The 23,278-nt window shown below is 59.0% G+C and carries 38 protein-coding genes, 3 pseudogenes and 1 riboswitch; of the genes and pseudogenes, 7 read left to right on the top strand and 34 right to left on the bottom strand.

Annotated elements, in window-relative coordinates; genetic code table 11:
* Nucleotides 1–38 precede the first annotated feature (38 nt).
* A complete protein-coding gene (locus B7L72_RS00815) occupies nucleotides 39–731 on the top strand; it encodes a cupin domain-containing protein (RefSeq protein ID WP_081192053.1) in 693 nt (230 codons plus the stop codon).
* Here the strand turns inward: B7L72_RS00815 and B7L72_RS00820 are convergent.
* Both B7L72_RS00820 and gloA read right to left on the bottom strand, forming a co-directional pair.
* Entirely contained in the window at nucleotides 712–1,077 is a 366-nt protein-coding gene (locus B7L72_RS00820) for a DUF6164 family protein (protein ID WP_081192055.1), read from the bottom strand. The two genes, B7L72_RS00815 and B7L72_RS00820, sit on opposite strands and share 20 nt — an antisense overlap.
* A gap of 1 nt (nucleotide 1,078) precedes the next feature.
* Nucleotides 1,079–1,612 (bottom strand): lactoylglutathione lyase, encoded by a 534-nt coding sequence (gene gloA, locus B7L72_RS00825; protein ID WP_081192057.1) that lies wholly within the window; start codon nucleotides 1,610–1,612, stop codon nucleotides 1,079–1,081.
* Between the two features lie 206 nt (nucleotides 1,613–1,818).
* Between gloA and B7L72_RS18790 the strand changes: the two genes are divergently transcribed.
* The 6 genes and pseudogenes from B7L72_RS18790 (at nucleotide 1,819) to B7L72_RS00845 (ending at nucleotide 4,917) form a co-directional block, all read left to right on the top strand.
* Nucleotides 1,819–1,944: a DUF2237 domain-containing protein gene (locus tag B7L72_RS18790; protein WP_232710727.1), complete on the top strand. Its 126-nt coding sequence runs from the start codon at nucleotides 1,819–1,821 to the stop codon at nucleotides 1,942–1,944.
* 48 nt (nucleotides 1,945–1,992) lie between these two features.
* Nucleotides 1,993–2,084: riboswitch (TPP riboswitch) on the top strand.
* Nucleotides 2,085–2,110: 26 nt separating this feature from the next.
* Nucleotides 2,111–2,920: a hydroxyethylthiazole kinase gene (gene thiM, locus B7L72_RS00830; protein ID WP_081192059.1), complete on the top strand. Its 810-nt coding sequence runs from the start codon at nucleotides 2,111–2,113 to the stop codon at nucleotides 2,918–2,920.
* Nucleotides 2,910–3,524 (top strand): thiamine phosphate synthase, encoded by a 615-nt coding sequence (gene thiE, locus B7L72_RS00835; protein ID WP_081192061.1) that lies wholly within the window; start codon nucleotides 2,910–2,912, stop codon nucleotides 3,522–3,524. Before thiM ends, thiE begins: the two co-directional genes overlap by 11 nt.
* A pseudogene (locus B7L72_RS18420) lies at nucleotides 3,521–3,709 on the top strand (helix-turn-helix domain-containing protein); the annotation flags it as partial. The gene thiE and the pseudogene B7L72_RS18420, both read left to right, overlap by 4 nt.
* 6 nt (nucleotides 3,710–3,715) lie before the next feature.
* Complete coding sequence (locus B7L72_RS00840) at nucleotides 3,716–4,126, top strand: DoxX family protein (protein WP_170919527.1); 411 nt, start codon at nucleotides 3,716–3,718, stop codon at nucleotides 4,124–4,126.
* A 53-nt stretch (nucleotides 4,127–4,179) separates the two neighbouring features.
* On the top strand, nucleotides 4,180–4,917 hold the full coding sequence (locus B7L72_RS00845) for a DODA-type extradiol aromatic ring-opening family dioxygenase (protein WP_081192065.1): 738 nt from the start codon (nucleotides 4,180–4,182) through the stop codon (nucleotides 4,915–4,917).
* 17 nt (nucleotides 4,918–4,934) lie between these two features.
* Here the strand turns inward: B7L72_RS00845 and B7L72_RS00850 are convergent.
* From B7L72_RS00850 to tuf, 32 genes and pseudogenes are all read right to left on the bottom strand, one after another.
* Nucleotides 4,935–5,419: pseudogene (locus tag B7L72_RS00850) on the bottom strand (U32 family peptidase); the annotation flags it as partial.
* A gap of 105 nt (nucleotides 5,420–5,524) precedes the next feature.
* Nucleotides 5,525–6,399, bottom strand: a pseudogene (locus tag B7L72_RS00855) (DMT family transporter).
* 78 nt (nucleotides 6,400–6,477) lie between these two features.
* Nucleotides 6,478–7,773: a D-alanyl-D-alanine carboxypeptidase family protein gene (locus tag B7L72_RS00860; protein ID WP_081192183.1), complete on the bottom strand. Its 1,296-nt coding sequence runs from the start codon at nucleotides 7,771–7,773 to the stop codon at nucleotides 6,478–6,480.
* Nucleotides 7,774–8,103: 330 nt separating this feature from the next.
* Nucleotides 8,104–8,490 (bottom strand): 50S ribosomal protein L17, encoded by a 387-nt coding sequence (rplQ, locus tag B7L72_RS00865; RefSeq protein ID WP_016915791.1) that lies wholly within the window; start codon nucleotides 8,488–8,490, stop codon nucleotides 8,104–8,106.
* Between the two features lie 39 nt (nucleotides 8,491–8,529).
* Nucleotides 8,530–9,525: a DNA-directed RNA polymerase subunit alpha gene (locus tag B7L72_RS00870; RefSeq protein WP_016915790.1), complete on the bottom strand. Its 996-nt coding sequence runs from the start codon at nucleotides 9,523–9,525 to the stop codon at nucleotides 8,530–8,532.
* A gap of 125 nt (nucleotides 9,526–9,650) precedes the next feature.
* Complete coding sequence (gene rpsD, locus B7L72_RS00875; RefSeq protein ID WP_016915789.1) at nucleotides 9,651–10,271, bottom strand: 30S ribosomal protein S4; 621 nt, start codon at nucleotides 10,269–10,271, stop codon at nucleotides 9,651–9,653.
* 12 nt (nucleotides 10,272–10,283) lie between these two features.
* Nucleotides 10,284–10,670 (bottom strand): 30S ribosomal protein S11, encoded by a 387-nt coding sequence (rpsK, locus tag B7L72_RS00880; RefSeq protein WP_009099028.1) that lies wholly within the window; start codon nucleotides 10,668–10,670, stop codon nucleotides 10,284–10,286.
* 52 nt (nucleotides 10,671–10,722) lie between these two features.
* On the bottom strand, nucleotides 10,723–11,079 hold the full coding sequence (rpsM, locus tag B7L72_RS00885) for a 30S ribosomal protein S13 (RefSeq protein WP_039180640.1): 357 nt from the start codon (nucleotides 11,077–11,079) through the stop codon (nucleotides 10,723–10,725).
* A 121-nt stretch (nucleotides 11,080–11,200) separates the two neighbouring features.
* Nucleotides 11,201–11,314, bottom strand: coding sequence for a 50S ribosomal protein L36 (gene rpmJ, locus B7L72_RS00890; protein WP_081139244.1), 114 nt, complete (start codon nucleotides 11,312–11,314; stop codon nucleotides 11,201–11,203).
* Nucleotides 11,315–11,364: 50 nt separating this feature from the next.
* Nucleotides 11,365–12,696, bottom strand: coding sequence for a preprotein translocase subunit SecY (gene secY / locus B7L72_RS00895; RefSeq protein WP_081192067.1), 1,332 nt, complete (start codon nucleotides 12,694–12,696; stop codon nucleotides 11,365–11,367).
* Nucleotides 12,697–13,131: a 50S ribosomal protein L15 gene (gene rplO, locus B7L72_RS00900; RefSeq protein ID WP_016915786.1), complete on the bottom strand. Its 435-nt coding sequence runs from the start codon at nucleotides 13,129–13,131 to the stop codon at nucleotides 12,697–12,699. It abuts the gene before it with no gap.
* 3 nt (nucleotides 13,132–13,134) lie between these two features.
* The gene (gene rpmD / locus B7L72_RS00905; protein WP_009723888.1) at nucleotides 13,135–13,317 is read right to left on the bottom strand and encodes a 50S ribosomal protein L30; all 183 of its coding nucleotides are present in this window, start codon (nucleotides 13,315–13,317) and stop codon (nucleotides 13,135–13,137) included.
* Between the two features lie 6 nt (nucleotides 13,318–13,323).
* Nucleotides 13,324–13,824 (bottom strand): 30S ribosomal protein S5, encoded by a 501-nt coding sequence (gene rpsE / locus B7L72_RS00910; protein WP_081192069.1) that lies wholly within the window; start codon nucleotides 13,822–13,824, stop codon nucleotides 13,324–13,326.
* An 11-nt stretch (nucleotides 13,825–13,835) separates the two neighbouring features.
* The gene (rplR, locus tag B7L72_RS00915; protein WP_008959159.1) at nucleotides 13,836–14,186 is read right to left on the bottom strand and encodes a 50S ribosomal protein L18; all 351 of its coding nucleotides are present in this window, start codon (nucleotides 14,184–14,186) and stop codon (nucleotides 13,836–13,838) included.
* A 9-nt stretch (nucleotides 14,187–14,195) separates the two neighbouring features.
* Nucleotides 14,196–14,726 carry a 50S ribosomal protein L6 gene (gene rplF / locus B7L72_RS00920; RefSeq protein WP_016915784.1) on the bottom strand — a complete coding sequence of 177 codons (531 nt, stop codon included), beginning with the start codon at nucleotides 14,724–14,726 and terminating at the stop codon, nucleotides 14,196–14,198.
* Nucleotides 14,727–14,735: 9 nt separating this feature from the next.
* A complete protein-coding gene (rpsH, locus tag B7L72_RS00925; protein ID WP_016915783.1) occupies nucleotides 14,736–15,128 on the bottom strand; it encodes a 30S ribosomal protein S8 in 393 nt (130 codons plus the stop codon).
* Between the two features lie 32 nt (nucleotides 15,129–15,160).
* Nucleotides 15,161–15,466 carry a 30S ribosomal protein S14 gene (gene rpsN, locus B7L72_RS00930; RefSeq protein ID WP_026001935.1) on the bottom strand — a complete coding sequence of 102 codons (306 nt, stop codon included), beginning with the start codon at nucleotides 15,464–15,466 and terminating at the stop codon, nucleotides 15,161–15,163.
* Nucleotides 15,467–15,476: 10 nt separating this feature from the next.
* Complete coding sequence (gene rplE / locus B7L72_RS00935) at nucleotides 15,477–16,016, bottom strand: 50S ribosomal protein L5 (RefSeq protein WP_016915781.1); 540 nt, start codon at nucleotides 16,014–16,016, stop codon at nucleotides 15,477–15,479.
* 18 nt (nucleotides 16,017–16,034) lie between these two features.
* Nucleotides 16,035–16,349 (bottom strand): 50S ribosomal protein L24, encoded by a 315-nt coding sequence (gene rplX, locus B7L72_RS00940; RefSeq protein WP_009723895.1) that lies wholly within the window; start codon nucleotides 16,347–16,349, stop codon nucleotides 16,035–16,037.
* A gap of 14 nt (nucleotides 16,350–16,363) precedes the next feature.
* Nucleotides 16,364–16,735: a 50S ribosomal protein L14 gene (gene rplN, locus B7L72_RS00945; protein WP_009723896.1), complete on the bottom strand. Its 372-nt coding sequence runs from the start codon at nucleotides 16,733–16,735 to the stop codon at nucleotides 16,364–16,366.
* A gap of 51 nt (nucleotides 16,736–16,786) precedes the next feature.
* On the bottom strand, nucleotides 16,787–16,993 hold the full coding sequence (gene rpsQ, locus B7L72_RS00950) for a 30S ribosomal protein S17 (RefSeq protein WP_081192071.1): 207 nt from the start codon (nucleotides 16,991–16,993) through the stop codon (nucleotides 16,787–16,789).
* 54 nt (nucleotides 16,994–17,047) lie between these two features.
* The gene (rpmC, locus tag B7L72_RS00955; RefSeq protein WP_016915779.1) at nucleotides 17,048–17,239 is read right to left on the bottom strand and encodes a 50S ribosomal protein L29; all 192 of its coding nucleotides are present in this window, start codon (nucleotides 17,237–17,239) and stop codon (nucleotides 17,048–17,050) included.
* Complete coding sequence (gene rplP / locus B7L72_RS00960; protein WP_007112000.1) at nucleotides 17,239–17,652, bottom strand: 50S ribosomal protein L16; 414 nt, start codon at nucleotides 17,650–17,652, stop codon at nucleotides 17,239–17,241. Before rplP ends, rpmC begins: the two co-directional genes overlap by 1 nt.
* A 15-nt stretch (nucleotides 17,653–17,667) precedes the next feature.
* The gene (rpsC, locus tag B7L72_RS00965; RefSeq protein ID WP_016915778.1) at nucleotides 17,668–18,375 is read right to left on the bottom strand and encodes a 30S ribosomal protein S3; all 708 of its coding nucleotides are present in this window, start codon (nucleotides 18,373–18,375) and stop codon (nucleotides 17,668–17,670) included.
* 11 nt (nucleotides 18,376–18,386) lie between these two features.
* On the bottom strand, nucleotides 18,387–18,719 hold the full coding sequence (gene rplV / locus B7L72_RS00970; RefSeq protein WP_010626471.1) for a 50S ribosomal protein L22: 333 nt from the start codon (nucleotides 18,717–18,719) through the stop codon (nucleotides 18,387–18,389).
* Nucleotides 18,720–18,737: 18 nt separating this feature from the next.
* Entirely contained in the window at nucleotides 18,738–19,013 is a 276-nt protein-coding gene (gene rpsS / locus B7L72_RS00975) for a 30S ribosomal protein S19 (protein WP_009098993.1), read from the bottom strand.
* 33 nt (nucleotides 19,014–19,046) lie between these two features.
* A complete protein-coding gene (gene rplB, locus B7L72_RS00980; protein WP_016915777.1) occupies nucleotides 19,047–19,877 on the bottom strand; it encodes a 50S ribosomal protein L2 in 831 nt (276 codons plus the stop codon).
* A gap of 17 nt (nucleotides 19,878–19,894) precedes the next feature.
* Nucleotides 19,895–20,191, bottom strand: coding sequence for a 50S ribosomal protein L23 (rplW, locus tag B7L72_RS00985; protein ID WP_016915776.1), 297 nt, complete (start codon nucleotides 20,189–20,191; stop codon nucleotides 19,895–19,897).
* On the bottom strand, nucleotides 20,188–20,793 hold the full coding sequence (gene rplD / locus B7L72_RS00990; protein WP_016915775.1) for a 50S ribosomal protein L4: 606 nt from the start codon (nucleotides 20,791–20,793) through the stop codon (nucleotides 20,188–20,190). The genes rplW and rplD overlap by 4 nt, the downstream gene beginning before the upstream one ends.
* Before the next feature lie 15 nt (nucleotides 20,794–20,808).
* Entirely contained in the window at nucleotides 20,809–21,447 is a 639-nt protein-coding gene (gene rplC, locus B7L72_RS00995) for a 50S ribosomal protein L3 (RefSeq protein WP_016915774.1), read from the bottom strand.
* Between the two features lie 150 nt (nucleotides 21,448–21,597).
* Nucleotides 21,598–21,909, bottom strand: a complete 312-nt coding sequence (rpsJ, locus tag B7L72_RS01000; protein WP_009098983.1) for a 30S ribosomal protein S10 — start codon at nucleotides 21,907–21,909, stop codon at nucleotides 21,598–21,600.
* A gap of 159 nt (nucleotides 21,910–22,068) precedes the next feature.
* On the bottom strand, nucleotides 22,069–23,262 hold the full coding sequence (gene tuf / locus B7L72_RS01005; protein ID WP_081139241.1) for an elongation factor Tu: 1,194 nt from the start codon (nucleotides 23,260–23,262) through the stop codon (nucleotides 22,069–22,071).
* Between the last annotated feature and the right edge of the window lie 16 nt (nucleotides 23,263–23,278).

Below are 23,278 nucleotides of genomic sequence, written 5' to 3' on the forward strand. Positions count from 1 at the left end.
ACGGAGACTTGGCCCACCACCCGCAAAGAGCCAAGCCCATGCGCCTGAACGCCGATTTTAGCCACTTTGCCTGTATGACGCCGGAGCAGTATCGCTGGGTCGCGTCGCCCAGTGCAGGCGTGGAACGTATGATGCTGGACCGGATTGGCGAGGAAGTCGCCCGCGCCACCAGCCTGGTACGTTACGCGCCGCACAGCCAGTTCAGCCACCATACCCATGGCGGCGGTGAAGAGATTCTGGTGCTGGAGGGCGTGTTTGCCGACGAACATGGCCGCTACCCTGCGGGCAGCTACCTGCGCAATCCCATTGGCACTGGCCATACGCCCCATATTGGCGAAGAAGGTGCGCTGATTCTGGTGAAACTGCATCAGTTCGATGACAACGACCTGCTGCAGCTGGCCATTCCTGCCCACCGCCTGCCCTGGCAGCCCGACCGGCGGCCAGGCATCGGCTACAAAATGCTGCACACCTACGCACAGGAGAAGGTCAGTCTGGAACGCTGGGAGCACGATGTGGCCATCGATTACCCTGCGCTACCGGGCGGGCTGGAACTGCTGGTACTGGAAGGCTCGCTCTACGAGGCGGGCAACGAATACCCGCAGGGCAGCTGGTGCCGCTTCCCACCTGGGGCTACTCCATCGCTGCGCGCCGGTGAACATGGCGTCATGATGTACATGAAGCGCGGGCACCTGACGGATGCGGTGTGCCAGGCTAACGCGCCAGCCCAATGAACGGCAGCAGGGTCAGCAGTGCGATCAGGATGACAGCGACCATCACCAGCGCGATCTGAATCGGCTGTTCCCGTAAACGACGCTCCCAGGTCGGTGCTTCGTTGCGGGCCACCGCCTCCTGGTGGGCCTTTCGCGCGCTGGCCTGGCGTTCGACCTGGTACTGCGCCAGCAGCGCCTCGGCGTCATCTCGCTGGGCCGGGTTGCGCAGCCAGATGGCATCGACCCCCAGGCGGAAGAACCCCGCCTGGGTTTCATACACGTCGAAGCCGTGTTCATCCAGCAGTTGGCGCACTTCCATGGCCTCTTCATCGGTCACGTGGCGCAACCGGAACAGCAAATGTGCCATATTAGCCGCCCAATGCGGCCATGCGATCCGCCTGAATCACTTCGATCCAGTAGCCGTCCGCGTCCTTGACGAAAATGACGTCTTTCATCTTGCCCTGGTCGGCACGCTTCACGAAGGTGACATCCTGCTCGTCGAACCAGGCCTGGGCGGCCTCCAGGTCCGGCACGCTGAAGCAGATGTGGCCAAACCCCTGGGGCTCGGCATTGCCGTCGTGGTAGGCAAAGTCCTGCTCGGTTTCGGTGCCCCAGTTGTGGGTCAGTTCCAGCAGGCCCTTCTGGCTGAAAGTCCAGGCGGTGCGAGCGTTCTGGTCCTCCGGCACCTGGTCGTCGGCTTCCACGTTAGCCAGAAAATAGAGCGAGAACTGCATCTCTTCGAAATCCAGCCGCCGCAGCACCTGCATGCCAAATACGCGGGAATAGAACGCCAGCGCGCGCTCCGGGTCCTTGACCCTCAGCATGGTGTGATTCAACCGAAACCCTTGGGTCTGGGGAGCCGCAGGGGCAACACCGGGATACTGTTCACCTGAAAACGACATGACTTTCTCCTGTTGCTGTGTGATGTATCTGGCCATTGGTACCCAAGTAAGCACTTTGGTACGTAAATACTTTGACGAAGCCCATACCATGTACAAGGCTTTAGGCTGCTGTTAACGCGAACCCCATCGAATCCGCCGTTACCGCCCCTTGGACCATGTATGAGGGCGGTGCTGCGATAATTCTAGTCCCTGCCTGAGGAGGCCGCATGTCACGTGATCTCAATGTACTGGGTGAGCCGCTCACCCCCTGCTGTCACTCGCCCAAGACGGGGGGTTTATCGTGGACGCTCGATGAAATGCTGACCTACGGCACACCCAGCGCGTTTCGCTGATCTTTCCGCGCCATTGGCTTTACACTTCCCGCCTGGCCGAGGATAGTACGCCTACGACAGGGGCGCCGCGACGCGGCTGAGACGCACCCTTTGAACCTGAACCGGATAGCACCGGCGTAGGGAGTCGTGGTGCTTCCATTCACCACCTCCCTGCCGGGAGGAAGTCATGACCCTACCCAGCCCACGCGAGACGCTGCTCGCGCTGCGTGACCAGACCCCGCTGGTTCACTGCATCACCAACTACGTTGCCATGAACAGTACCGCCAACCTGCTGCTGGCCGCCGGGGCCTCCCCCGCCATGCTGCATGCCCAGGAAGAAGTGGCGGAATTTACCGCCATCGCGGGAGCGCTCTCGATCAACATCGGTACGCTCTCTGCCCCTTGGGCCGAAGCCATGCAGCTGGCCGCCCAATCAGCCCAGGCCCACGCGGTGCCCTGGGTGCTGGACCCGGTTGCCGTGGGTGCCACGCGGCTGCGCCAGCAAACCTGCCTGTCCCTGCTGGCTTACTCGCCCAGCGTGATTCGTGCCAATGCCTCGGAAATCATGGCGCTGAGCGGCCTTGCCCACCAGGGCCGGGGCGTGGATGCCACGGTGAGCACCGACGATGCCACCCAGGCGGCCATCACCCTGGCGCGTCGGTATCACTGTGTCGTCGCCATGACCGGGGCCACCGATATCGTCACCGATGGCCAGTCGCTGTATCGTTTGACCGGCGGCCACCCGCTGATGCCACGGGTAACCACCCTGGGCTGCGGGCTCAGCGCGCTGGTCGCCGGTTTCGTAGCGGCCAACCGTCACGCCCCGCTGGCCGCCACGCTCGGCGCCCTGACCTACTTCAATCTGGCAGGCAGTCACGCCGGGCAGCAGGCCGAAGGGCCAGGCAGTTTCCATGTGACGCTGCTGGATACCCTGTATTCGCTCACGGCAGATGACCTGCCAGCACCACCTCACTCGGAGACCCTGCATGTCGGTTGATCTTACGCTCTATCTGGTCACGGATGCTCAGCTATGCGCCTCCACGGGCCTGGAACGTACCGTGGAAGCCGCCGTGGCAGGAGGCGTCACGCTGGTCCAGCTACGCGACAAGCAGGCCAGCGACGAAGCCATGATTGCCCAGGCCAAGCGTCTCAAGGAAGTGCTGGCAGGTAGCGGAGTGCCGCTGATCATCAATGACCGGCTGAACGTGGCGCACGCCAGCGGTGCCGACGGCTTGCACGTTGGCCAGAGCGATACGGACGTGATGCAGGCCCGCCAGGTACTGGGCAAGCAGGCGATCATCGGGCTCTCCATCAATACCCTGGAGCAGTTGCAGCGTGCCCCCGTGGCGCTGCTGGATTACGTGGGGCTGGGGCCCGTGTTTGCCACCGGGAGCAAGCAGGACCACGCGCAGCCCATCGGTTTTACCGGGCTGGCCCAACTGGCCAGTGCCTGCCCGCTGCCCAGCGTGGCCATCGGCGGCTTGAAAGCCGAGCACGCCGCCCAGGTGAAAGCCGCCGGTGCCCACGGGCTCGCGGTGATCTCGGCCATTTGCGGCCATCCTGACCCACGTCAGGCGGCCCAGGCGTTCTTCAGGTCATGACCCAGTTCGACCAACTGGCAGCCTTCGTCAAGGTGGCCGAGTTAGGCAGTTACACGCGGGCGGCGGAGGCCCTGGACCTCTCGCGCACCTTGCTATCGCGCCGGGTCATGGCGCTCGAGGAATCGCTGGGCGCGCGGCTGATACAGCGCACCACCCGGCGGCTGCACCTGACGGAAGCAGGAGAGAACACCATGACGACGACACTGACAACCCAAGCATCACACCTGCATGCCACTTCCCTGCTGCGCATCAGCCTGGGTATCATGACCCTGGCCCACGGGCTGTTGAAAGTATTCGTGTTCACCCTGCCTGGAACGGTCGGCTATTTTGAGTCGCTGGGCCTGCCAGGCTTTCTGGCCTACCTGACCATTGCGGCGGAAGTCGGCGGAGGCCTGGCCCTGCTGCTGGGTATCTATACCCGCTGGGTCAGCCTTGCCCTGGTACCGGTTTTGCTGGGAGCCGCCTGGGTACATATCGGTAACGGCTGGCTCTTTTCCAACCCGGGCGGCGGCTGGGAATTCCCGGTATTCTGGGCCATTGCACTGGTCGTGCAAGCCGGCCTTGGCGGCGGCAGCCTGGTCGTTGCACGCCGCTTCGCGTGAGCCACTGGCCTGCTGGCGTGCCTACGCTGGCAGGCCACACATTGAGGTGCCTTATGTTACCTAGCTTGTTTATCTCTCACGGCTCGCCCATGCTGGCGCTGACCCCCACGCCCGCTCACCGGTTCCTGCGTGAGCTGGGCCAGACGCTTCGCCCCAAGGCCATCGTTGTGGTCTCTGCCCACTGGGAAACGCCGGAGCTGCTCATCAGTCAGAGCGCTCACCCCGAGACCCTCCACGATTTTGGCGGTTTTCCGGCGGCGTTATTCGCCGTGCAGTACCCGGCACCGGGGGACCCAGCCCTGGCCGCAACGCTGGGCAAAACGCTCGGTGCCAGACTTGTGGAGCGCGGCATGGACCACGGCGCTTGGGTGCCACTTTCCCTGATGTACCCCGAGGCCAGGCTACCGGTCGTGTCGCTGTCGCTTCCCAGCCGCTGGAGCAACGCGGCGCTGATGGAGTTGGGCCAGCGGCTTGCCCACCTGCGCAGCGAAGGTATTCTGATCGTGGGCTCCGGCAGCCTGACCCATAACCTGCATGCGCTACAGCCCCAGGGCAGCCAGGCACCAGGCTGGGTGGATGCCTTTGCCGATTGGGCACACACCCAACTGGAAAAAGACGCGCGGGAGGCGCTGCTGACATGGCAAACGGCTCCCCATGCCCAGCGCAACCATCCCACGCCGGAGCACTTCCAACCGTTACTGATCGCCATGGGAGCCGGGGGCCAGGGCCAGCGGCTGCACCATAGCGTCGAGCATGGCGTGCTGGCGATGGATGTCTACGCGTTCAACTGACGGCCACGCCCAGATGGCTGGCCTGGGCGGGAGACATCTTCGATCAACGCGGCCCGCTCGGCGTCCGCCGCCACGGGTATCAGGTCGCCGGTGGTATCCTGGGTGGCGTCCAGCGTCTTGTATTGCCAGCGGCAGGCGTTGGTGCAGGTGCCCTGGTTCGGGTCGCGGCGATTGACGTACCCCGAGAGCAGGCAGCGCCCTGAATATGCGATGCACAGCGCACCGTGAACGAACGTCTCGATCTCGATATCCGAGCATTCGGTGCGGATCTCGGCCACCTCTTCCAGCGACAGCTCCCGAGAAAGAATGATGCGCTGGATCCCCTGCCACTGCCAGAACTTGACCGCGGCCCAGTTCACCACGTTGGCCTGCACCGACAGGTGGATGACTTGGTGCGGCCAGCGCTCACGGATCATCATGATCAGCCGGGGTCGGACATGATCAGAGCGTCCGGCCCAGCCTCGATCACCGGCTCCATATCCCGCAGATAGGTCGTGAGCTTGCATAACCGTCACCGTTGTTTGAACGGGCGGCATTATCGCCAGCGCACCTCGCCGACTGCGGCCCGCCGGCCGGTTTGCTAATCTGGGGCAATTCCCGGTGCATATCAGGCCGTTGGGCGACGTTTCAGGGTGGTGCGACGGTCGTGATAGGCAATGGCCAGACCGCTACACATGATCAGCGCGCTGCCTACCCAGACCCAAACGTCCGGCAGCTCCCCCCAGAACCACCACCCCAACAACACGGCCCACAGCATGGCGGTATAATCGAAGGGCGCCGCTATGGCGGCGGGCGCATGGCGAAAGGCCAGAGTGATGAACGCCGTGGCTCCCACCCCCAACACTCCGGAGGCGGCAAAGCCCAGCCAGTGCCAGGGATGGGGCGTTTGCCATACCCAGGGCAGGCTGAGGCCCGTCAGTACCAGCGGCACGGCCGTCATGTAGAACACCATGGCCCACAGGTGCTCGTTGGCGCCATAGCGCCGCGCGGTGACCATCATCAGCGCGTAGAACACCGCCGCGCCCAGCACCACCATGGCCCCCAGTTGAAAGGCATCACCACCTGGCCGCACCACGATCAGCACCCCGACAAAGCCAAGCAGCGAAGCGGCCAGCACTGGCGGGTCGATACGCTCACCCAGTAACGGCACCGACAGCAGCGTCACGAACAGCGGGGCCACAAAGGCAATCGCCGTGGCTTCCGCCAGCGGCAGCAGGGTCAACCCCCAGACGAAGCACACCATGGTGGCGGTATAAATGAGCCCGCGCAGCAGGTGCACGCCCGGGCGACGCGTACGCAATTTGCGCAGCCCACCACCAAAATGGGCCAGCAGGGCGATCAGCGGTAGCGACACCAGCGTTCTGAAAAAATGATTTGCAGCGGCGAGTGCACCTCACCCAACCATTTCGATACCGCGTCACCCAAGGCCAGAAACAGTACGCCTGCACACATGCAGAGAATGCCTTTCAGGGAAGCTGTCATGGCGTTCCTCCTGTGGTCGCATAAAATAAAACGCCCCGCCAATGCTGCACTGGCGGGGCGTTGGCGTGATGAGTAGTGTCAAAGGCTGGCGTTCACCACCATGCAGTCCATCCCCTGTGCCTGCAGCGACTGACAGGCCTGACGGGCACGTATTTCGTCCAGCGCCACGACGCGTGCTCGGAAGACCGTCGAGCGCCCCTCGAAGGTATCGATGGCGACCTGCCCCCCCACCTCACTGGGCAGCCGCTGGGCAGCCTGTTGGGCCAGCTGTTCCGCCTGATGGGCCTGGCTGAAGGCACCCACTTGGATGCCCCAGTTACCACCGCCAGCGGCCGGTGCCGACCCCATTGAGGCAAAGCCACGCTCCTGCTCGATCAAGGCCAGCAGCGGGTCACCCTGAGGGGAAGGTGTAGGCGCCATGGTTTGTGACCACTGGGCCTCCACGGCCGCCGCCGTGACCGGTGCGCTGGTGTCGATATGCGCCATTATCGGCCGCGATGGGGGCTCGGGCGGAGGCGAGATCGCCTGCTGTGAACCCCCGAAGCTCATGTACTCCTGCGAGAAGCTGGTGTTGGCAATCCAGGTCTGGTGGTCACGTAGCGCTGCGCGCTCGAAACTGCGATCCAGCAGGCTGGCCATGTGCGTATCCCTGGAGGCGGCGGTGAATCCCCCCATCACCACCGCCACCATGCGTCGGCCGTTATGCACGGCAGTGGTGGCGACATTGAACCCGGAGGCACGGATAAAGCCGGTCTTCAGGCCGTCGGCGCCGGGATAGTCACGCACCAGGCGGTTGTGGCTAGTGTGGCGAGTGCCACGGTGGGTGAACTCCTGCAGCCCAAAGTAGTGGTAATACTGAGGAAAGTCCTGGATCACACGCACCGACAGGGTCAGCATATCCCGCGCCGTGGTGATCTGCTGGTCATCCGGCAACCCCGAGGCATTGCGGAAAGTCGTCCTGCTCATGCCCAGCTCACGGGCTCTTTCCGTCATCAGGTGGGCAAAGCGCTGCTCACTGCCGCCCAGAGCCTCGGCCACCACCACGGCCACGTCGTTGGCAGAGCGTACCGCCAGGGCGCGCATGGCGGTGTCCACGCTGATGGTGCTGCCTGCTGACAGCCACAGCTTGCTGGCGGGCATGGCCGCCGCCTGAGCCGACACCGGCAGCGCTTGGTCGAGGCGCAAGTCACCTCTCTCCAGCGCTTCGAAGGTGAGGTACATGGTCATCATCTTGGTCAACGAGGCAGGATAGCGCGCTTCGTCGGCGTTCTCGGCATAAAGCACTTCACCATGCTCCAGATCGACGACGATGCCCGCATAGCGAGGGTTGGCTTGCGCTTTGGTGATACTGCCGATCACCAATAGACTGAGCATCAACAGCCACACCGTTGCTGCTGTCCGTGAATACCTTGCCTCTGCTGACATACCTGCCCCTTGATGAATGTACATCACTGCTAAACGTCACTCGCGCCTGATACCCTGGCACACACTTACTGATGACCTGGCACCGCCCTTGAATGGCCATGCTCAGCCGAACAAGACTAGCATGGCCTGCCGACAAATGGATGTGCCCGAGGGCTTATATATAGATTAATCCCGGCCCGACAGGCAATCTGTTCATATCCCGTAGACATAAAAACATGGACACAAAAAAACCGCCCGGTGAGGGGCGGTTTTCATTGTGCCTTGGAAGGGGCGCTACGCTTACTCTGCAGCGGCTTCTTCCTGGGCTACCGGGCGGTCTACCAGTTCAACGTAGGCCATGGGGGCGTTGTCGCCGGTGCGGAAACCGCACTTGAGAATACGGATGTAACCACCCGGACGCTCGGCGTAACGCGGACCCAGCTCGTTGAACAGTTTGCCGACGGCTTCTTTGGAGCGCGTACGAGCAAACGCCAGACGGCGGTTTGCAACGCTATCCTGCTTTGCCAGGGTGATCAGCGGCTCGATAACGCGACGCAGTTCCTTGGCCTTGGGCAGGGTTGTCTTGATGACTTCATGTTCGACCAGCGAGACAGACATGTTCTTGAACATGGCCTGACGGTGCGAGCTGGTACGATTCAGATGACGACCACTCTTACGATGACGCATGGTTGTGATTCCTTACCAAACTGGGACTCAAGTCGACGCTTACGCGGAGGCCTTGTCGTCCTTCAGGCTAGCGGGTGGCCAATTTTCCAGCCGCATACCGAGGGACAAGCCGCGCGCTGCCAATACATCCTTGATTTCATTCAAGGACTTCTTACCGAGGTTCGGGGTCTTCAACAGCTCCACTTCCGTGCGCTGGATCAGATCACCGATGTAGTAGATATTCTCGGCTTTCAGGCAGTTGGCGCTGCGAACGGTCAACTCGAGATCGTCTACGGGGCGCAATAGGATCGGATCAACGTGATCCTCTTCCTCTTCGACTTCCTGCTCTTTGTCAGCTTCCAGGTCGACGAAGGCGGCCAGCTGCTCTTGCAGAATGGTCGCACTGCGACGGATAGCCTCTTCCGGATCCAGTGTACCGTCGGTTTCCAGGTCGATAATCAGCTTATCGAGGTCGGTACGCTGCTCGACACGAGCGGCTTCGACCGAGTAGGAAACACGGCGAACAGGGCTGAAGGTGGCATCCAGCTGCAGGCGGCCAATAGCACGGGTCTCTTCATCAGAGCCACGAGCGTCAGCCGGTTCGTAACCACGACCCAGCGCTACCTTAAGCTGAATTTTCAGCTCGGCACCTTCATTGACGTGTGCAATGACGTGGTCCGGGTTGACGATTTCGACGCTATGATCAAGCGCAATGTCGCCAGCGGTGACGACGGCTGGGCCCTGCTTGTTCAGCGAGAGCACCGCCTCATCGCGGCTGTGCATCTTGATCGCAACATCTTTCAAGTTCAGGAGGATTTCGATGACATCTTCCTGCACCCCTTCGAGTGCACTGTATTCGTGCTCTACACCGGCGATTTCAGCCTCTACCACGGCAGCGCCGGGCATGGATGAAAGCAGAATGCGACGAAGTGCATTCCCCAGGGTGTGACCAAAGCCGCGCTCGAACGGTTCGAGAACGATTTTGGCATGATGTGCGCTGATCTCTTCGACCTTGATGTCGCGGGGGCGAAGAAACTCTGTCACTGAACGCTGCATATGAACACCTTTCAGGCTGCCAAACGGATACTGAGTACTCTAAAGCACAATACTCAAGAGCATCTGGGCGGTTAGCTTTGCTATCCCGCCCAGGCCTCAAGAAGCAGAAGCAACAAACAGACTGCTTACTTGGAGTACAGCTCGACGATCAGGTTTTCGTTGATGTCGGCAGTCAGGTCACCGCGTTCAGGCAGAGCCTTGAAAGTGCCTTCCATCTTCTTGGCGTCGATTTCGATCCAGGTGATATCGCCACGGTTGGCAGCAATGCTCAACGCGCTTTGGATACGAGCCTGGTTCTTCGCCTTTTCACGAACAGCTACCACGTCACCCGGCTTCACTTGGTAGGAAGCAACGTTAACGGTGCGGCCGTTGACGGAAATCGCCTTGTGGCTGACCAGCTGACGCGCTTCAGAGCGAGTCGAGCCGAAGCCCATGCGGTAGACGACGTTATCCAGTCGGGATTCAAGCAGTTGCAACAGTACTTCACCGGTCGCACCTTTCAGGCGAGCGGCTTCTTTGTAGTAGTTGCGGAACTGCTTTTCGAGTACGCCATACATACGGCGTACTTTCTGCTTCTCGCGAAGCTGCAAGCCGTAGTCGGAAAGACGCTGACGACGCTGGCCGTGTACACCCGGGATCTGCTCGGATTTACACTTTTTCTCGAAGGGAGTCACGCCACTCTTCAGGAAGAGATCGGTGCCTTCACGACGAGACAGTTTGCACTTCGGTCCAATATAACGAGCCATGAATCTGTCTCCTTAAACGCGGCGTTTCTTCGGCGGACGGCAGCCATTATGGGGGATGGGCGTCGCGTCTACGATGCTTTGCACGCGGAAGCCGGCGGCGTTCAGTGCGCGCACGGCGGATTCACGGCCGGGACCGGGGCCCTTGACCAGCACGTCTACGTTTTTCACACCATACTCGGCTGCAGCAGTTGCTGCACGTTCGCTTGCAACTTGCGCAGCGAACGGGGTGCTCTTGCGAGAACCACGAAAACCCGAACCACCGGCTGTTGCCCAAGAAAGAGCATTGCCCTGGCGGTCTGTGATCGTCACGATCGTGTTGTTAAAAGAGGCATGGATGTGCGCGACGGCGTCCACTACCTGCTTTTTAACCTTTTTACGGTTACTACGCGGGTTAGCCATGTTGATGTCTATTCCTGTCTTAACGTCAGCTCTCGATTAAAGAGCCTGCGTGTTATTTGCGGATCGGCTTACGCGGGCCCTTACGGGTACGCGCGTTAGTCTTGGTCCGCTGACCACGCAGCGGAAGACTACGACGATGACGCAGACCACGGTAGCAGCCTAAGTCCATGAGACGCTTGATGTTAAGCGTGACATCACGACGAAGGTCGCCTTCTACGGTGTACTTACCAACTTCAGAACGCAGGGTGTCCAGCTCGTCGCCAGACAGATCTACGATCTTGGTAGTCGGCGCGATACCGGCAGCAACACAGATGTGTTGCGCGCGAGTACGGCCAATCCCGAAGATATAGGTCAGCGAGATCGCCGCATGCTTGTTGTCCGGGATATTGACGCCTGCAATACGGGCCATCAGCTTACTCCGAAATTTGAGCGGCTTGCTCGTTTATTCATCTACAAAAGGCGCAACAGCATACCCCTTTAGGAGCCCGAAGGCAAGGGGTATGCCTGCACCCGCTTAAAACAGCCCAGGTTTAGCCCTGACGCTGCTTGTGCCGCGGCTCGACACAGATGACGCGTACAGCGCCATTGCGACGAATGATCTTGCAGTTACGGCACATCTTCTTTACGGAAGCTCGAACTTTCATCGTTCTTTCTCCAAAAACGGCTCGCGGCGCGCCAATTCGTTAGGGGCGCCTCAGCGCATGATGCCGCCGCTACCGTAGCCTTTCAGGTTGGACTTCTTCATCACTGAGTCATATTGATGCGACATGAGATGCGACTGCACCTGGGCCATGAAGTCCATGATGACCACTACCACGATCAGCAGCGACGTGCCGCCAAAGAAGAACGGAACGTTCCATGCTACGATCAGGAACTGGGGCATCAGGGAAACCGCAGTGATATACAAGGCACCGAACAGAGTGAGACGAGTCATCACTTTGTCGATATAGCGAGCGGTCTGCTCGCCGGGGCGAATGCCCGGCAGGAAAGCGCCTGACTTCTTGAGATTGTCAGCCACATCCTTGGGGTTGAAGACCAGCGCTGTGTAAAAGAAGCAGAAGAATACCACTGCCGCAGCGAAAAGCAAGATGTAAAGCGGTTGGCCAGGGCCTAACGCCTGCGAGGCTCGCTGCAACCACTCCATGCCTTCGCCAGCACCTACCCACTGACCGATAGAGGCCGGGAAGAGCAGAATACTGGAGGCAAAGATCGCGGGAATGACGCCCGCCATGTTCACCTTCAACGGCAAGTAGCTGCTTTGACCTGCATACATCTTGTTGCCCACTTGGCGACGTGGGTAGTTCACCTTGAGGCGGCGTTGGCCACGCTCGATGAACACCACGAATGCCACGGTGGCAATACCTAGCACGGACAGCGCTAACAGCGGAAGAACATTCCAGGCCCCTTCGTTACGAGCAAGCTCGAAGGCTTGCCCCACGGCACTGGGCAGCCCAGCGACGATCCCCGCGAAGATCAGCAGCGAAATACCGTTGCCGATGCCCTTCTCGGTGATCTGCTCGCCTAGCCACATCATAAACACCGCACCCGACACAAACGTGATGATGGCGGTGAAATAGAAGCTGAAGTCAGCGTTGTAAGCGATGCCTTGGCTAGCCAGACCCACGGACATGCCGGTAGCCTGGACAAAAGCCAGTAACACCGTGCCGTAGCGGGTGTACTGGCTAATCTTGCGGCGGCCAGCCTCGCCCTCTTTCTTGAGCTGTTCAAGATGAGGGGAGACTGCAGTCATCAGCTGCATGATAATCGACGCCGAAATATAGGGCATGATGCCCAGGGCGAGGACGCTCATGCGCTCCAGGGCGCCACCCGAGAACATGTTGAACATGCCCAGGATGGTGCCCTGTTGCTCCCTGAACAAGGCAGCAAGCTGGTCAGGATTGATACCGGGAACGGGAATGTGGGCACCGATACGGTACACCACGATGGCGAGGAGCACGAAGCGCAAACGCGCCCACAGTTCACTCAGACCGCTGCCCATCGCCGGCATGTTTCCTGACTTGGCCATTTAGTCCTCTACCTTGCCGCCAGCGGCTACGATCGCTTCACGGGCACCTTTGGTGACCTTGATTCCACGAACGGTAACCGCTTTGTTCAGTTCGCCAGAAAGGATGATCTTCGCATGCAGCGTCGCATCCTTCAGCACGTTGGCTTGCTTCAGGGTTTCCATGGTGACTTCGTCACCGGCAACCTTGGCAAGTTCCGCCAGGCGTACTTCTTCAGATACCAGCGACTTGGCAGACGTGAAGCCAAACTTCGGCAAACGACGCTGCAGCGGCATCTGACCGCCTTCGAAACCAGGCTTGACGCTACCGCCACTGCGTGATTTCTGACCTTTGTGGCCACGGCCACCGGTCTTGCCCAGACCGGAACCGATACCACGACCAACGCGCTTTTCAGCGTGTTTGGAGCCCGGCGCCGGGCTCAGGGTATTGAGTTTCATGGATTACTCTCCCTCAACGCGCACAAGGTAGTTAACCTTGTGGATCATGCCGCGTACGGCAGGGGTGTCTTCCAGCTCAACCGTATGACCGATGCGACGCAGACCCAGGCCTTTCATAGTAGCCTTGTGCTTGGGCAAAACGCCGATGGTGCTGCGGATCTGGGTAACCTTGATCGTTGCTGCCATGGTGCCTTACCCCGTGATCGCTTCGACAGACAGACCGCGCTTGGCGGCGATGTCTTCCGGTGCTTGCATGGAAGAGAGACCTTTGACAGTCGCCCGCACCACGTTAACCGGGTTGGTGGAACCGTAGCACTTGGCCAGTACATCGTGAACGCCTGCCAGTTCCAGTACGGAACGCATGGCGCCACCAGCGATGATACCAGTACCTTCGGAGGCCGGCTGCATGTACACCTTGGAAGCACCGTGACGGGCTTTTACCGGGTACTGCAGTGTGTGACCTGCAAGGTTGACCTTGACCATGTTGCGACGAGCCTGGTCCATCGCTTTCTGGATTGCGACCGGCACTTCACGCGCCTTGCCACGACCGAAACCGACACGACCTTTACCATCACCTACGACGGTCAGTGCGGTGAAGCCGAAAATACGACCACCCTTGACCACCTTGGCGACGCGGTTGACCTGCACTAACTTCTCCTGCAGATCACCGTTTTGCTGTTCGTTCTTCGCCATCGTAAAACCCTTTAGAATTCCAGGCCGCCTTCACGTGCGGCGTCGGCCAGAGCCTTGACGCGACCGTGATACTTAAAGCCAGCACGGTCGAAGGCCACCTGGGTGATGCCTGCTTCTTTAGCGCGTTCGGCAATCAGAGCACCGACCTTGGAGGCCGCGTCTGAGTTACCGGTCGCACCCTCGCGCAGTGCTTTGTCCAGCGTAGAAGCGCTGGCCAGCACCTTGCCACCATCCGGCGAGATAATCTGCGCATAGATGTGACGCGGGGTACGGTTGACGCACAGGCGATACACGCCCAGCTCGCGGATCTTGGCGCGAGCGCGGCGGGCACGACGGAGACGAGATTCTTTCTTCGCGTTCATAACCCTGCCTTACTTCTTCTTGGCTTCTTTGCGACGCACCTGCTCGTCGGCGTAACGTACACCCTTGCCTTTGTACGGCTCAGGCGGACGGAAGGCGCGGATTTCCGCGGCGCACTGACCGAGCATCTGCTTGTCCGCGCTTTTCAGCACGATCACGGTGTTCTTCGGCGTTTCCGCTGTAACACCTTTAGGCAGTTCGTAGTCGACCGGGTGCGAGAAGCCCAGTGAAAGATTGAGCGTCTGGCCCTTAGCTTGGGCACGATAACCGACGCCAACAATTTCGAGAGTTTTTGTGAAACCCTCGGATACGCCCGTAACCAGGTTCTGAACCAGGGCGCGGGTAGTACCGGCCATTGCCCAGCTCTTGGCAGACTCACTCGGGGCGAAGGTCAGCTGGCCGTCTTCTTGACCAATCACCACGTCCTGGTGAATGGGCATGGACAGCGTGCCCTGGCCGCCTTTGGCGGTCAGCTGGCCAGCATCGATTTTGACATCAACGCCAGCAGGCACTTTAACCGGATATTTCGCTATGCGGGACATTCCAGCCTCCTAGAATACGGTGCAGATGACTTCGCCACCGACGCCAGCCTGGCGCGCGGCACGATCGGTCATGACACCATTAGAGGTGGTGACAATCGCGATACCCAGGCCATCGGCTACCTTGGGCAGGTTATCCTTGCCCTTGTACTGACGCAGAGACGGCTTGGAAACCCGCTGAATGTGCTCGATAACCGGCTTACCCTCAAAGTACTTGAGAGTAACGGTCAGCTCGGGTTTGACGCCTTCAGCCACCGCAAAGTCGGTAATGTAGCCTTCTTCCTTTAGCACTCGGGCCACTTCGACTTTCAGTTTGGAGGACGGCATGGTAGCCGTCTCCTTGGTGGCCATCTGCGCATTGCGGATACGGGTAAACATATCCGCCAGAGTGTCTTGCATGCTCATTTAATGTGCGCTCCTGATGATTCTACGTGGCGTTACCAGCTGGACTTTTTGAGGCCAGGGACGTCGCCACGCATGGCGGCTTCACGCAGCTTGTTACGGCCGAGGCCGAACTTGTTGTAAAAGCCGTGCGGACGGCCAGTCACGCGGCAGCGGTTACGCTGACGCACCGGGCTGGAGTCGCGCGGCAGTTGCTGCAGCTTCAGCGTCGCCTCGAAACGATCTTCTTCAGAAGCGTTCACGTCCGAGATGATTTTCTTGAGCTCTGCGCGCTTAGCCGCAAACTTCTCGACCAGCTGAGTACGCTTGAGCTCACGCTCTATCATACTTTTCTTAGCCATGATCCAACCCTTATTTCTTGAACGGGAAGTTCAGTGCTGCAAGCAGCGCACGACCTTCCTCGTCGGTGTTGGCGGTAGTAGTGATAGTGACGTCCAGCCCCCGTACGCGATCGACTTTATCATATTCGATCTCCGGGAAGATGATCTGCTCACGCACACCCATGGAGTAGTTGCCGCGACCGTCGAAGGACTTCGGGTTGAGACCACGGAAGTCACGCACGCGTGGGATGGCAATGTTCACCAGACGGTCCAGGAAGTCCCACATACGCTCGGAGCGCAGTGTGACTTTGATACCGATCGGCCAACCTTCGCGCACCTTGAAGCCCGCGATGGACTTGCGTGCCTTGGTCACCAGCGGCTTCTGACCGGAAAGCTTCTCCAGGTCGCCGATGGCATTGTCGATCAGCTTTTTGTCGCTGACCGCTTCGCCGATACCCATGTTCAGAGTCACTTTCGTGATCCGGGGTACCTGCATTACGTTGGCGTAGCTGAACTGCTCTTTGAGTTGAGCTACCACCTCGTTTTGATAACGTTCTTTCAAGTTCGCCATTATGCTACCCGACTCGCGTTAGGCGTCGATCTGCGTCTGCGTCGACTTGTAGATACGTACCTTGGTACCGTCTTCCTTCACCTGGAAGCCGACGCGATCCGCCTTACCGGTCTCCGAATTGAAGATGGCTACGTTGGACGCGTGAATCGGAGCCTCACGCTCGACGATACCGCCCTGATTTCCCGCCATGGGATTAGGCTTGGTGTGACGCTTGATCATATTCACACCGGACACCACGAAACGGTTTTCAAGTACCCGCTTCACCGTGCCGCGCTTGCCCTTATCCTTCCCGGCGATGACGATGACTTCATCGTCACGTTTGATCTTTTGCATATCCGCCTCGCTCCTTACAGCACTTCAGGCGCTAGGGAAATGATCTTCATGAACTTCTCATTACGAAGTTCACGAGTTACCGGCCCGAAGATACGCGTGCCGATCGGCTGTTCGTTGGTGTTATTCAACAAAACTGCCGCATTTCCATCGAAACGGATCAGCGAACCGTCACTACGACGGACGCCACTACGGGTACGAACGACTACTGCCTTGAGGACCTGGCCTTTTTTGACCTTGCCACGAGGAATAGCTTCTTTGACCGTTACTTTAATGACGTCACCAACGCGGGCGTAGCGACGGTGTGAACCGCCCAGCACCTTGATGCATTGCACCCGGCGCGCTCCGCTGTTGTCGGCGACATCCAGCATTGTCTGAGTCTGAATCATCGGTTTTCTCCAAACCTAATCTGACTGCACTGGTTGAACAGACGCAGGGGATTAACCCTTGGCCTGCTCGACCACCTCGACCAGCGTCCAGGCTTTCTTCTTGGAAAGCGGACGGCACTCCTGAATGGAAACCGTATCGCCTGCCTTTGCCTGGTTCGCCTCATCATGGGCGTGCAGCTTGGTGGAGCGCTTGACGTATTTTCCGTAGATCGGGTGACGCTCACGACGCTCGATCATGACGACGATGGACTTGTCCATCTTGTCGCTGACCACCTTGCCGGTCAGCGTACGTGTTTTTTCTCTTCGGCCATCTCAATCACCTGCCTTCTCGTTGAGCACAGTCTTAACGCGGGCGATATCCCGACGGACCTGCTTGAGCAGATGAGTCTGGCTCAGTTGGCCAGTGGCCTTCTGCATGCGCAGGTTAAACTGCTCGCGGAGGAGCTCGAGGAGCTGCTCTTGGAGCTCTCCTACGGACTTTTCACGAATTTCCTGGGCTTTCATCACATCACCGTCCGTTTCGCAAAGGTGGTGGACAGGGGCATCTTCTGGGCGGCCAGTTCAAATGCTTCACGGGCCAGCTCTTCGGATACACCTTCAATTTCATACAGGACCCGACCCGGCTGGATCTGGGCTACCCAGTACTCAACTGAACCTTTACCCTTACCCATACGAACTTCGAGCGGCTTCTTGGAAATCGGCTTATCAGGGAAAACGCGGATCCAGATTTTACCGCCACGCTTGACGTGACGTGTGATCGCACGACGGCCAGCTTCGATCTGACGCGCAGTGATGCGGCCACGACCGGTTGCCTTGAGACCGTACTCCCCGAAGCTGATCTTGCTTCCGCGATGCGCCAGGCCACGGTTGCGGCCTTTCATCATCTTGCGGAATTTCATACGCTTGGGCTGTAACATCGACTCGCTCTCCCCTTACCTGGAACCTTTCTTCTTGGGCGCGTTGCCGGCAGGCTGTTGCTGTTGCTTGGCCTTGGCACGTACTTCCTCGATACCGCCGAGGATTTCACCCTTGAAGATCCACACTTTGACGCCGATGACGCCGTAGGTGGTGTGAGCTTCGTAAGTGGCGTAGTCGATGTCCGCACGCAGAGTGTGCAGCGGAACGCGACCTTCGCGGTACCATTCGGTACGTGCGATTTCGGCGCCACCCAGACGACCTGACAGCTGAATCTTGATGCCGCCAGCGCCAAGACGCATTGCGTTCTGTACCGCGCGCTTCATGGCACGACGGAACATGACGCGACGCTCAAGCTGACCTGCCACGTTGGCAGCAACCAGCTTGGCATCCAGCTCGGGCTTGCGAACTTCTTCGATGTTCACATGCACCGGAACGCCCATCATCTCGGTCAGATCACGACGCAGACGGTCGACATCTTCACCTTTCTTGCCAATCACGATACCCGGACGGGCAGTGTGAATGGTGATGCGGGCATTGTTCGCCGGACGCTCGATGTGAATGCGGCTTACGGAGGCGCTTTTCAGACGCTCGTCCAGGAAGCTGCGCACTTCGAGATCGTTGTTGAGCTTATCGGCATAGGCGCCGCGCTCGGCATACCAGACAGAAGCATGGTCTTTGACGATGCCCAGTCGAATGCCTGTTGGATTGACTTTCTGACCCATCTGGTCGACTCCTACTTCTCGGCTACCTTGACGGTGATGTGGCAGGTGCGCTTCAAGATACGATCCGCGCGGCCTTTGGCACGCGGCTTGATACGCTTGAGCGTCATGCCCTCATCGACGCAGATGGTCGAGACACGCAGCTCGTCGATATCCATGCCGTTATTTTCTTCCGCGTTTGCAATGGCGGACTGCAGCACTTTCTTGACTAGCTTGGCAGCCTTCTTCGGTGAGAAGGTCAGCAGGTCGAGTGCTTCGGCGACCGGTTTACCGCGCACCTGGTCAGCCACCAAACGGGCCTTCTGGGCGGATAAACGAGCGCCACGCAGCTTAGCTGTGACTTCCATCTCTCAATCCTCTCTGGCTTACCGTTTGGCTTTCTTGTCCGCCGCATGCCCGCGATAAGTGCGAGTGGCAGCGAATTCGCCCAGCTTGTGACCAACCATTTCCTCGGAGACGTGCACCGGGACGTGTTGGCGACCGTTATGGACAGCGATTGTGAGGCCTACCATGTTTGGCAGGATCATCGAACGACGCGACCAGGTCTTGATCGGTTTACGGTCGTTCTTCTCCACTGCAGCCTCTACCTTCTTCAAAAGATGAAGGTCAATGAAGGGACCTTTCTTTAGTGAACGTGGCACAGCCGTTACCTCTTAATGTCTTGGCAATTTAGATCAACGCGTCTTGTTACGACGACGTACGATCAGCTTGTCGGTGCGCTTGTTCTTACGCGTCTTGTGACCCTTGGTCGGCACGCCCCACGGAGTAACCGGGTGACGGCCACCGCTGGTGCGGCCTTCGCCACCACCGTGCGGGTGATCCACAGGGTTCATCGCGACGCCGCGAACTGTCGGACGCACGCCTCTCCAGCGCTTCGCACCGGCCTTGCCAAGTTGACGCAGGCTGTGCTCGGAGTTGCTCACTTCGCCCAGGGTCGCGCGGCACTCGGCCAGCACCTTGCGCATTTCGCCAGAGCGAAGACGCAGGGTGGCGTAGTTACCTTCACGAGCAACCAGCTGAGCGCTAGTACCGGCACTGCGAGCAATCTGCGCGCCTTTACCCGGTTTCAGTTCGATACCGTGAACGGTAGAACCGAGCGGGATGTTACGCAGCGGCAAGGCATTGCCTTTCTTGATGGGCGCGTTGACACCAGATTCCAGCACGTCACCGGCGCTAACGCCTTTCGGTGCAATGATGTAACGACGCTCGCCATCGGCATATTTCAGCAGCGCAATGTGCGCACTGCGGTTCGGGTCGTGCTCCAGACGCTCAACGGTGGCCGGAATGCCATCCTTGGTGCGTTTGAAGTCGATCAACCGATAGTGATGACGGTGACCACCGCCCACGTGGCGGGTGGTGATGCGACCGTAGTTGTTACGGCCACCGGACTTGGACTGTTTTTCCAAAAGCGGTGCATAAGCACGGCCCTTGTACAGTTCCTCACCAACGATCTTGACGACGTGGCGACGACCGGCGGATGTGGGTTTGGTCTTGACGATTGCCATTATCCGTACTCCTGCCCTTATTCGGCGCCAGAGAAGTCTTCGAGCGTTTCACCCGCAGCCAGGGTCACATACGCCTTGCGGTAACCCTTACGCAGGCCAACGCCGTGAGCAGTACGCTTGGTTTTACCCTTGACGTTCAGTACCTGAACGCCACCGACCTTCTTGCCGAACAGTGCTTCAACGGCTTTCTTGATCTCGGGCTTGGTAGCATCGGGTGCCACCTTGAAAACGTACTGGTTGCGCTCGGCTGCCATCGCGGCCTTTTCGGTCACGTGCGGTCCAAGCAGAACCTTGAATACGCGTTCCTGGTTCATGCCAGCTTCTCCTCGAATTTACGCAGGGCGGAGACGGTGACCAGGACCTTGTCAAAGGCAACCAGGCTCACCGGATCAGCGGCAGCGACATCCACCACGTCAACGTGGGGAAGGTTGCGTGCGGCCAGATAGAGCGTTTCGTCGACTTCTTCAGTGACGATCAACACTTTCTCAAGGTTGAGCTCTTTCAGCTTGGCAGCTACCTGCTTGGTCTTCGGCGCTTCTACGCTGAACTCTTCAATCGCGACCAGGCGCTCTTGACGGACCAGCTCAGACAGAATGGAGCGCATCGCCGCGCGGTACATTTTGCGGTTAACTTTCTGCGAATGGTCCTGAGGACGCGCCGCGAAAGTAACACCACCACTGCGCCACAGCGGAGAGCGGATAGTACCAGCGCGTGCACGACCGGTACCCTTCTGACGCCACGGCTTCTTACCACCGCCACGCACGTCGGAACGGCTCTTTTGAGCGCGTGTACCCTGACGACCAGCTGCCAGATAGGCAGTGACGACCTGATGCACCAGCGCTTCGTTGAATTCTTTGCCAAAAGTGGCGTCGGCTACTTCAACGGTACCCGCGCCTGCAGCAAGATTCAGATTCATTGGTAATTATCCCCTTCAGCCAGCTTTCACGGCGCTGCGAACGATCACGTTGCTACCGGTTGCTCCCGGTACAGCGCCCTTGATCAGCAGCAGGTTACGCTCGGCGTCGACACGGACGATCTCAAGGCTCTGCACGGTGCAACGGGTGTTACCCATTTGACCGGCCATTTTCTTGCCCTTGAATACGCGACCAGGTGTCTGACACATGCCGATAGAACCCGGCGCACGATGCGACAGGGAGTTACCATGGCTGTTGTCTTGGGTACGGAAGTTCCAGCGCTTAACAGCACCCTGGAAGCCTTTACCCTTGGAAGTGCCAGTCACGTCGATCTTTTGACCAGCTTCGAAGAGGGATACGGTGAGTTCGCCACCCACTTCAGGAGCTTCTTCGCCTTCTGCAAGGCGGAATTCCATCAGTGAACGACCAGCCTCGACACCCGCCTTGGCAAACTGACCCGCTTGCGCTTTGGTGAGGTGCTTGGCTTTACGAGAACCAGTAGTGACCTGAACCGCTGCGTAGCCGTCAGACTCAAGCGTCTTGACGCGCGTTACACGGTTAGGATCAACTTCAATAACGGTTACGGGCACGGATGCGCCGTCTTCGGTAAAGACGCGGGTCATCCCGGCCTTGATACCGACTAAACCGATAGTCATGCTCAGTCTCCTATAGTGTACGGGGCTATCACCCGCTATGGCTGCCCTTTCCAGAGCATTCCACTAGCACATTGTGTGGCGCCTCACGGCGCGGCGGCTGCTGCTCTCGACAGATGGCGATGAGCGCTGGGCCGCAAAGTGTCTAGTGTATTAGTCGAGCTTGATTTGCACGTCTACGCCAGCGGCGAGGTCGAGCTTCATCAGCGCATCAACGGTTTTCTCGGTCGGCTCAACGATGTCGAGCACACGCTTGTGAGTGCGAATCTCATACTGATCACGCGCGTCCTTGTTGACGTGCGGAGAAATCAGGATGGTATAGCGCTCGCGATTGGTCGGCAGCGGGATCGGACCACGAACCTGAGCACCAGTACGCTTAGCGGTTTCAACGATTTCCGCAGTGGACTGATCGATCAGGCGATGGTCGAACGCTTTCAACCGAATGCGAATCTTTTGGTTCTGCATTTGCCCTAAACTCCAATGGATGTCGACGGCGCGAGCCGTCTACCCACGCATTCAAAGGATGCGCATTATAGGCACGCCAATCGGCCATGTCAAACATTTGCGATTGGTGCGCAGAAAAGGGGGCTCTTGCGAGCCCCCTTGCATCATCAAGTCAACAGCTTACTTGACGATCTTGGCTACGACGCCAGCACCTACGGTACGGCCACCTTCGCGGATAGCGAAGCGCAGACCTTCGTCCATGGCGATCGGAGCGATCAGGGTGATAACCATTTTGATGTTATCGCCCGGCATTACCATTTCAACGCCTTCCGGCAGTTCACAAGTACCGGTTACGTCGGTGGTACGGAAGTAGAACTGCGGACGGTAGCCCTTGAAGAAAGGCGTGTGACGACCGCCTTCTTCCTTGGACAGTACGTATACTTCGGCTTCGAACGTGGTGTGCGGGTTGATGGTGCCCGGCTTGGCCAGAACCTGGCCACGCTCGACGTCATCACGCTTGGTACCACGCAGCAGGGCGCCAACGTTCTCACCTGCACGACCTTCGTCGAGCAGCTTACGGAACATTTCAACGCCAGTTACGGTGGTTTTGGTGGTGTCGCGGATACCCACGATTTCCACTTCTTCACCGGCTTTCACGATGCCGCGCTCTACACGACCGGTAACAACAGTACCACGGCCAGAGATAGAGAATACGTCTTCGATCGGCATCAGGAACGGCTGGTCGATGGCACGCTCCGGCTCAGGGATGTACTCATCCAGAGCCTTGATCAGGTTGGTCACGGCAGTAGTACCCATGCCGTTCTCGTCTTCACCGTTCAGAGCCATCAGCGCAGAACCAGTGATGATCGGCGTGTCGTCACCCGGGAAGTCGTACTCGTTCAGAAGTTCACGAACTTCCATTTCGACCAGCTCGAGCAGCTCTTCGTCATCGACCATGTCCGCTTTGTTCAGGAACACAACGATGAACGGAACACCAACCTGACGAGACAGCAGGATGTGCTCGCGAGTCTGCGGCATGGGGCCGTCAGCGGCAGAACATACCAGGATAGCGCCGTCCATCTGAGCAGCACCAGTGATCATGTTCTTGACGTAGTCAGCGTGTCCCGGGCAGTCAACGTGCGCGTAGTGACGCTCTTCAGACTGGTACTCAACGTGAGAAGTCGCGATGGTGATACCACGCTCACGCTCTTCCGGTGCGTTATCGATAGTATCGAATGCACGCCAGTCGCCGCCGAAAACCTCAGCAGACACGCGGGTCAGGGCCGCTGTCAGAGTCGTTTTACCGTGGTCGACGTGACCGATGGTGCCGACGTTGACGTGCGGTTTGGAACGTTCAAATTTTTCCTTAGCCACTGCTATAACCTCTTTA

Origin of the sequence: Halomonas sp. BC1, from assembly GCF_002078135.1 — a bacterium.
Taxonomy (GTDB): domain Bacteria; phylum Pseudomonadota; class Gammaproteobacteria; order Pseudomonadales; family Halomonadaceae; genus Vreelandella; species Vreelandella stevensii.

Excerpts from the sequence above, each read along its gene's own strand:
- rpsQ (WP_081192071.1), bottom strand. The coding sequence starts at position 16,993 with ATGGACAAGTCCATCGTCGTCATGATCGAGCGTCGTGAGCGTCACCCG.
- rpsM (WP_039180640.1), bottom strand. The coding sequence starts at position 11,079 with ATGGCCCGTATTGCAGGCGTCAATATCCCGGACAACAAGCATGCGGCG.
- rpsD (WP_016915789.1), bottom strand. The coding sequence starts at position 10,271 with ATGGCTCGTTATATTGGACCGAAGTGCAAACTGTCTCGTCGTGAAGGC.
- rplP (WP_007112000.1), bottom strand. The coding sequence starts at position 17,652 with ATGTTACAGCCCAAGCGTATGAAATTCCGCAAGATGATGAAAGGCCGC.
- B7L72_RS00840 (WP_170919527.1), top strand. The coding sequence starts at position 3,716 with ATGACGACGACACTGACAACCCAAGCATCACACCTGCATGCCACTTCC.
- B7L72_RS00860 (WP_081192183.1), bottom strand. The coding sequence starts at position 7,773 with ATGCTCAGTCTATTGGTGATCGGCAGTATCACCAAAGCGCAAGCCAAC.
- rpsN (WP_026001935.1), bottom strand. The coding sequence starts at position 15,466 with ATGGCTAAGAAAAGTATGATAGAGCGTGAGCTCAAGCGTACTCAGCTG.
- rplF (WP_016915784.1), bottom strand. The coding sequence starts at position 14,726 with ATGTCCCGCATAGCGAAATATCCGGTTAAAGTGCCTGCTGGCGTTGAT.
- B7L72_RS00820 (WP_081192055.1), bottom strand. The coding sequence starts at position 1,077 with ATGGCACATTTGCTGTTCCGGTTGCGCCACGTGACCGATGAAGAGGCC.
- B7L72_RS00845 (WP_081192065.1), top strand. The coding sequence starts at position 4,180 with ATGTTACCTAGCTTGTTTATCTCTCACGGCTCGCCCATGCTGGCGCTG.
- rpsC (WP_016915778.1), bottom strand. The coding sequence starts at position 18,375 with ATGGGTCAGAAAGTCAATCCAACAGGCATTCGACTGGGCATCGTCAAA.
- secY (WP_081192067.1), bottom strand. The coding sequence starts at position 12,696 with ATGGCCAAGTCAGGAAACATGCCGGCGATGGGCAGCGGTCTGAGTGAA.
- rplW (WP_016915776.1), bottom strand. The coding sequence starts at position 20,191 with ATGAACCAGGAACGCGTATTCAAGGTTCTGCTTGGACCGCACGTGACC.
- rpsK (WP_009099028.1), bottom strand. The coding sequence starts at position 10,670 with ATGGCTAACCCGCGTAGTAACCGTAAAAAGGTTAAAAAGCAGGTAGTG.
- rplO (WP_016915786.1), bottom strand. The coding sequence starts at position 13,131 with ATGAAACTCAATACCCTGAGCCCGGCGCCGGGCTCCAAACACGCTGAA.
- rpsH (WP_016915783.1), bottom strand. The coding sequence starts at position 15,128 with ATGAGCATGCAAGACACTCTGGCGGATATGTTTACCCGTATCCGCAAT.
- rpmC (WP_016915779.1), bottom strand. The coding sequence starts at position 17,239 with ATGAAAGCCCAGGAAATTCGTGAAAAGTCCGTAGGAGAGCTCCAAGAG.
- rplR (WP_008959159.1), bottom strand. The coding sequence starts at position 14,186 with ATGAACGCGAAGAAAGAATCTCGTCTCCGTCGTGCCCGCCGCGCTCGC.
- rplQ (WP_016915791.1), bottom strand. The coding sequence starts at position 8,490 with ATGCGTCATCGTAAGAGTGGTCGTCATCTGAATCGTACCAGCTCGCAC.
- B7L72_RS00870 (WP_016915790.1), bottom strand. The coding sequence starts at position 9,525 with ATGCAGCGTTCAGTGACAGAGTTTCTTCGCCCCCGCGACATCAAGGTC.
- rplC (WP_016915774.1), bottom strand. The coding sequence starts at position 21,447 with ATGACTATCGGTTTAGTCGGTATCAAGGCCGGGATGACCCGCGTCTTT.
- rpmJ (WP_081139244.1), bottom strand. The coding sequence starts at position 11,314 with ATGAAAGTTCGAGCTTCCGTAAAGAAGATGTGCCGTAACTGCAAGATC.
- rpmD (WP_009723888.1), bottom strand. The coding sequence starts at position 13,317 with ATGGCAGCAACGATCAAGGTTACCCAGATCCGCAGCACCATCGGCGTT.
- rplB (WP_016915777.1), bottom strand. The coding sequence starts at position 19,877 with ATGGCAATCGTCAAGACCAAACCCACATCCGCCGGTCGTCGCCACGTC.
- B7L72_RS18790 (WP_232710727.1), top strand. The coding sequence starts at position 1,819 with ATGTCACGTGATCTCAATGTACTGGGTGAGCCGCTCACCCCCTGCTGT.
- rpsJ (WP_009098983.1), bottom strand. The coding sequence starts at position 21,909 with ATGCAGAACCAAAAGATTCGCATTCGGTTGAAAGCGTTCGACCATCGC.
- rplV (WP_010626471.1), bottom strand. The coding sequence starts at position 18,719 with ATGGAAGTCACAGCTAAGCTGCGTGGCGCTCGTTTATCCGCCCAGAAG.
- thiM (WP_081192059.1), top strand. The coding sequence starts at position 2,111 with ATGACCCTACCCAGCCCACGCGAGACGCTGCTCGCGCTGCGTGACCAG.
- rplD (WP_016915775.1), bottom strand. The coding sequence starts at position 20,793 with ATGAATCTGAATCTTGCTGCAGGCGCGGGTACCGTTGAAGTAGCCGAC.
- rpsE (WP_081192069.1), bottom strand. The coding sequence starts at position 13,824 with ATGGCGAAGAACGAACAGCAAAACGGTGATCTGCAGGAGAAGTTAGTG.
- gloA (WP_081192057.1), bottom strand. The coding sequence starts at position 1,612 with ATGTCGTTTTCAGGTGAACAGTATCCCGGTGTTGCCCCTGCGGCTCCC.
- thiE (WP_081192061.1), top strand. The coding sequence starts at position 2,910 with ATGTCGGTTGATCTTACGCTCTATCTGGTCACGGATGCTCAGCTATGC.
- rplX (WP_009723895.1), bottom strand. The coding sequence starts at position 16,349 with ATGCAAAAGATCAAACGTGACGATGAAGTCATCGTCATCGCCGGGAAG.
- rplE (WP_016915781.1), bottom strand. The coding sequence starts at position 16,016 with ATGGCGAACTTGAAAGAACGTTATCAAAACGAGGTGGTAGCTCAACTC.
- B7L72_RS00815 (WP_081192053.1), top strand. The coding sequence starts at position 39 with ATGCGCCTGAACGCCGATTTTAGCCACTTTGCCTGTATGACGCCGGAG.
- rplN (WP_009723896.1), bottom strand. The coding sequence starts at position 16,735 with ATGATTCAGACTCAGACAATGCTGGATGTCGCCGACAACAGCGGAGCG.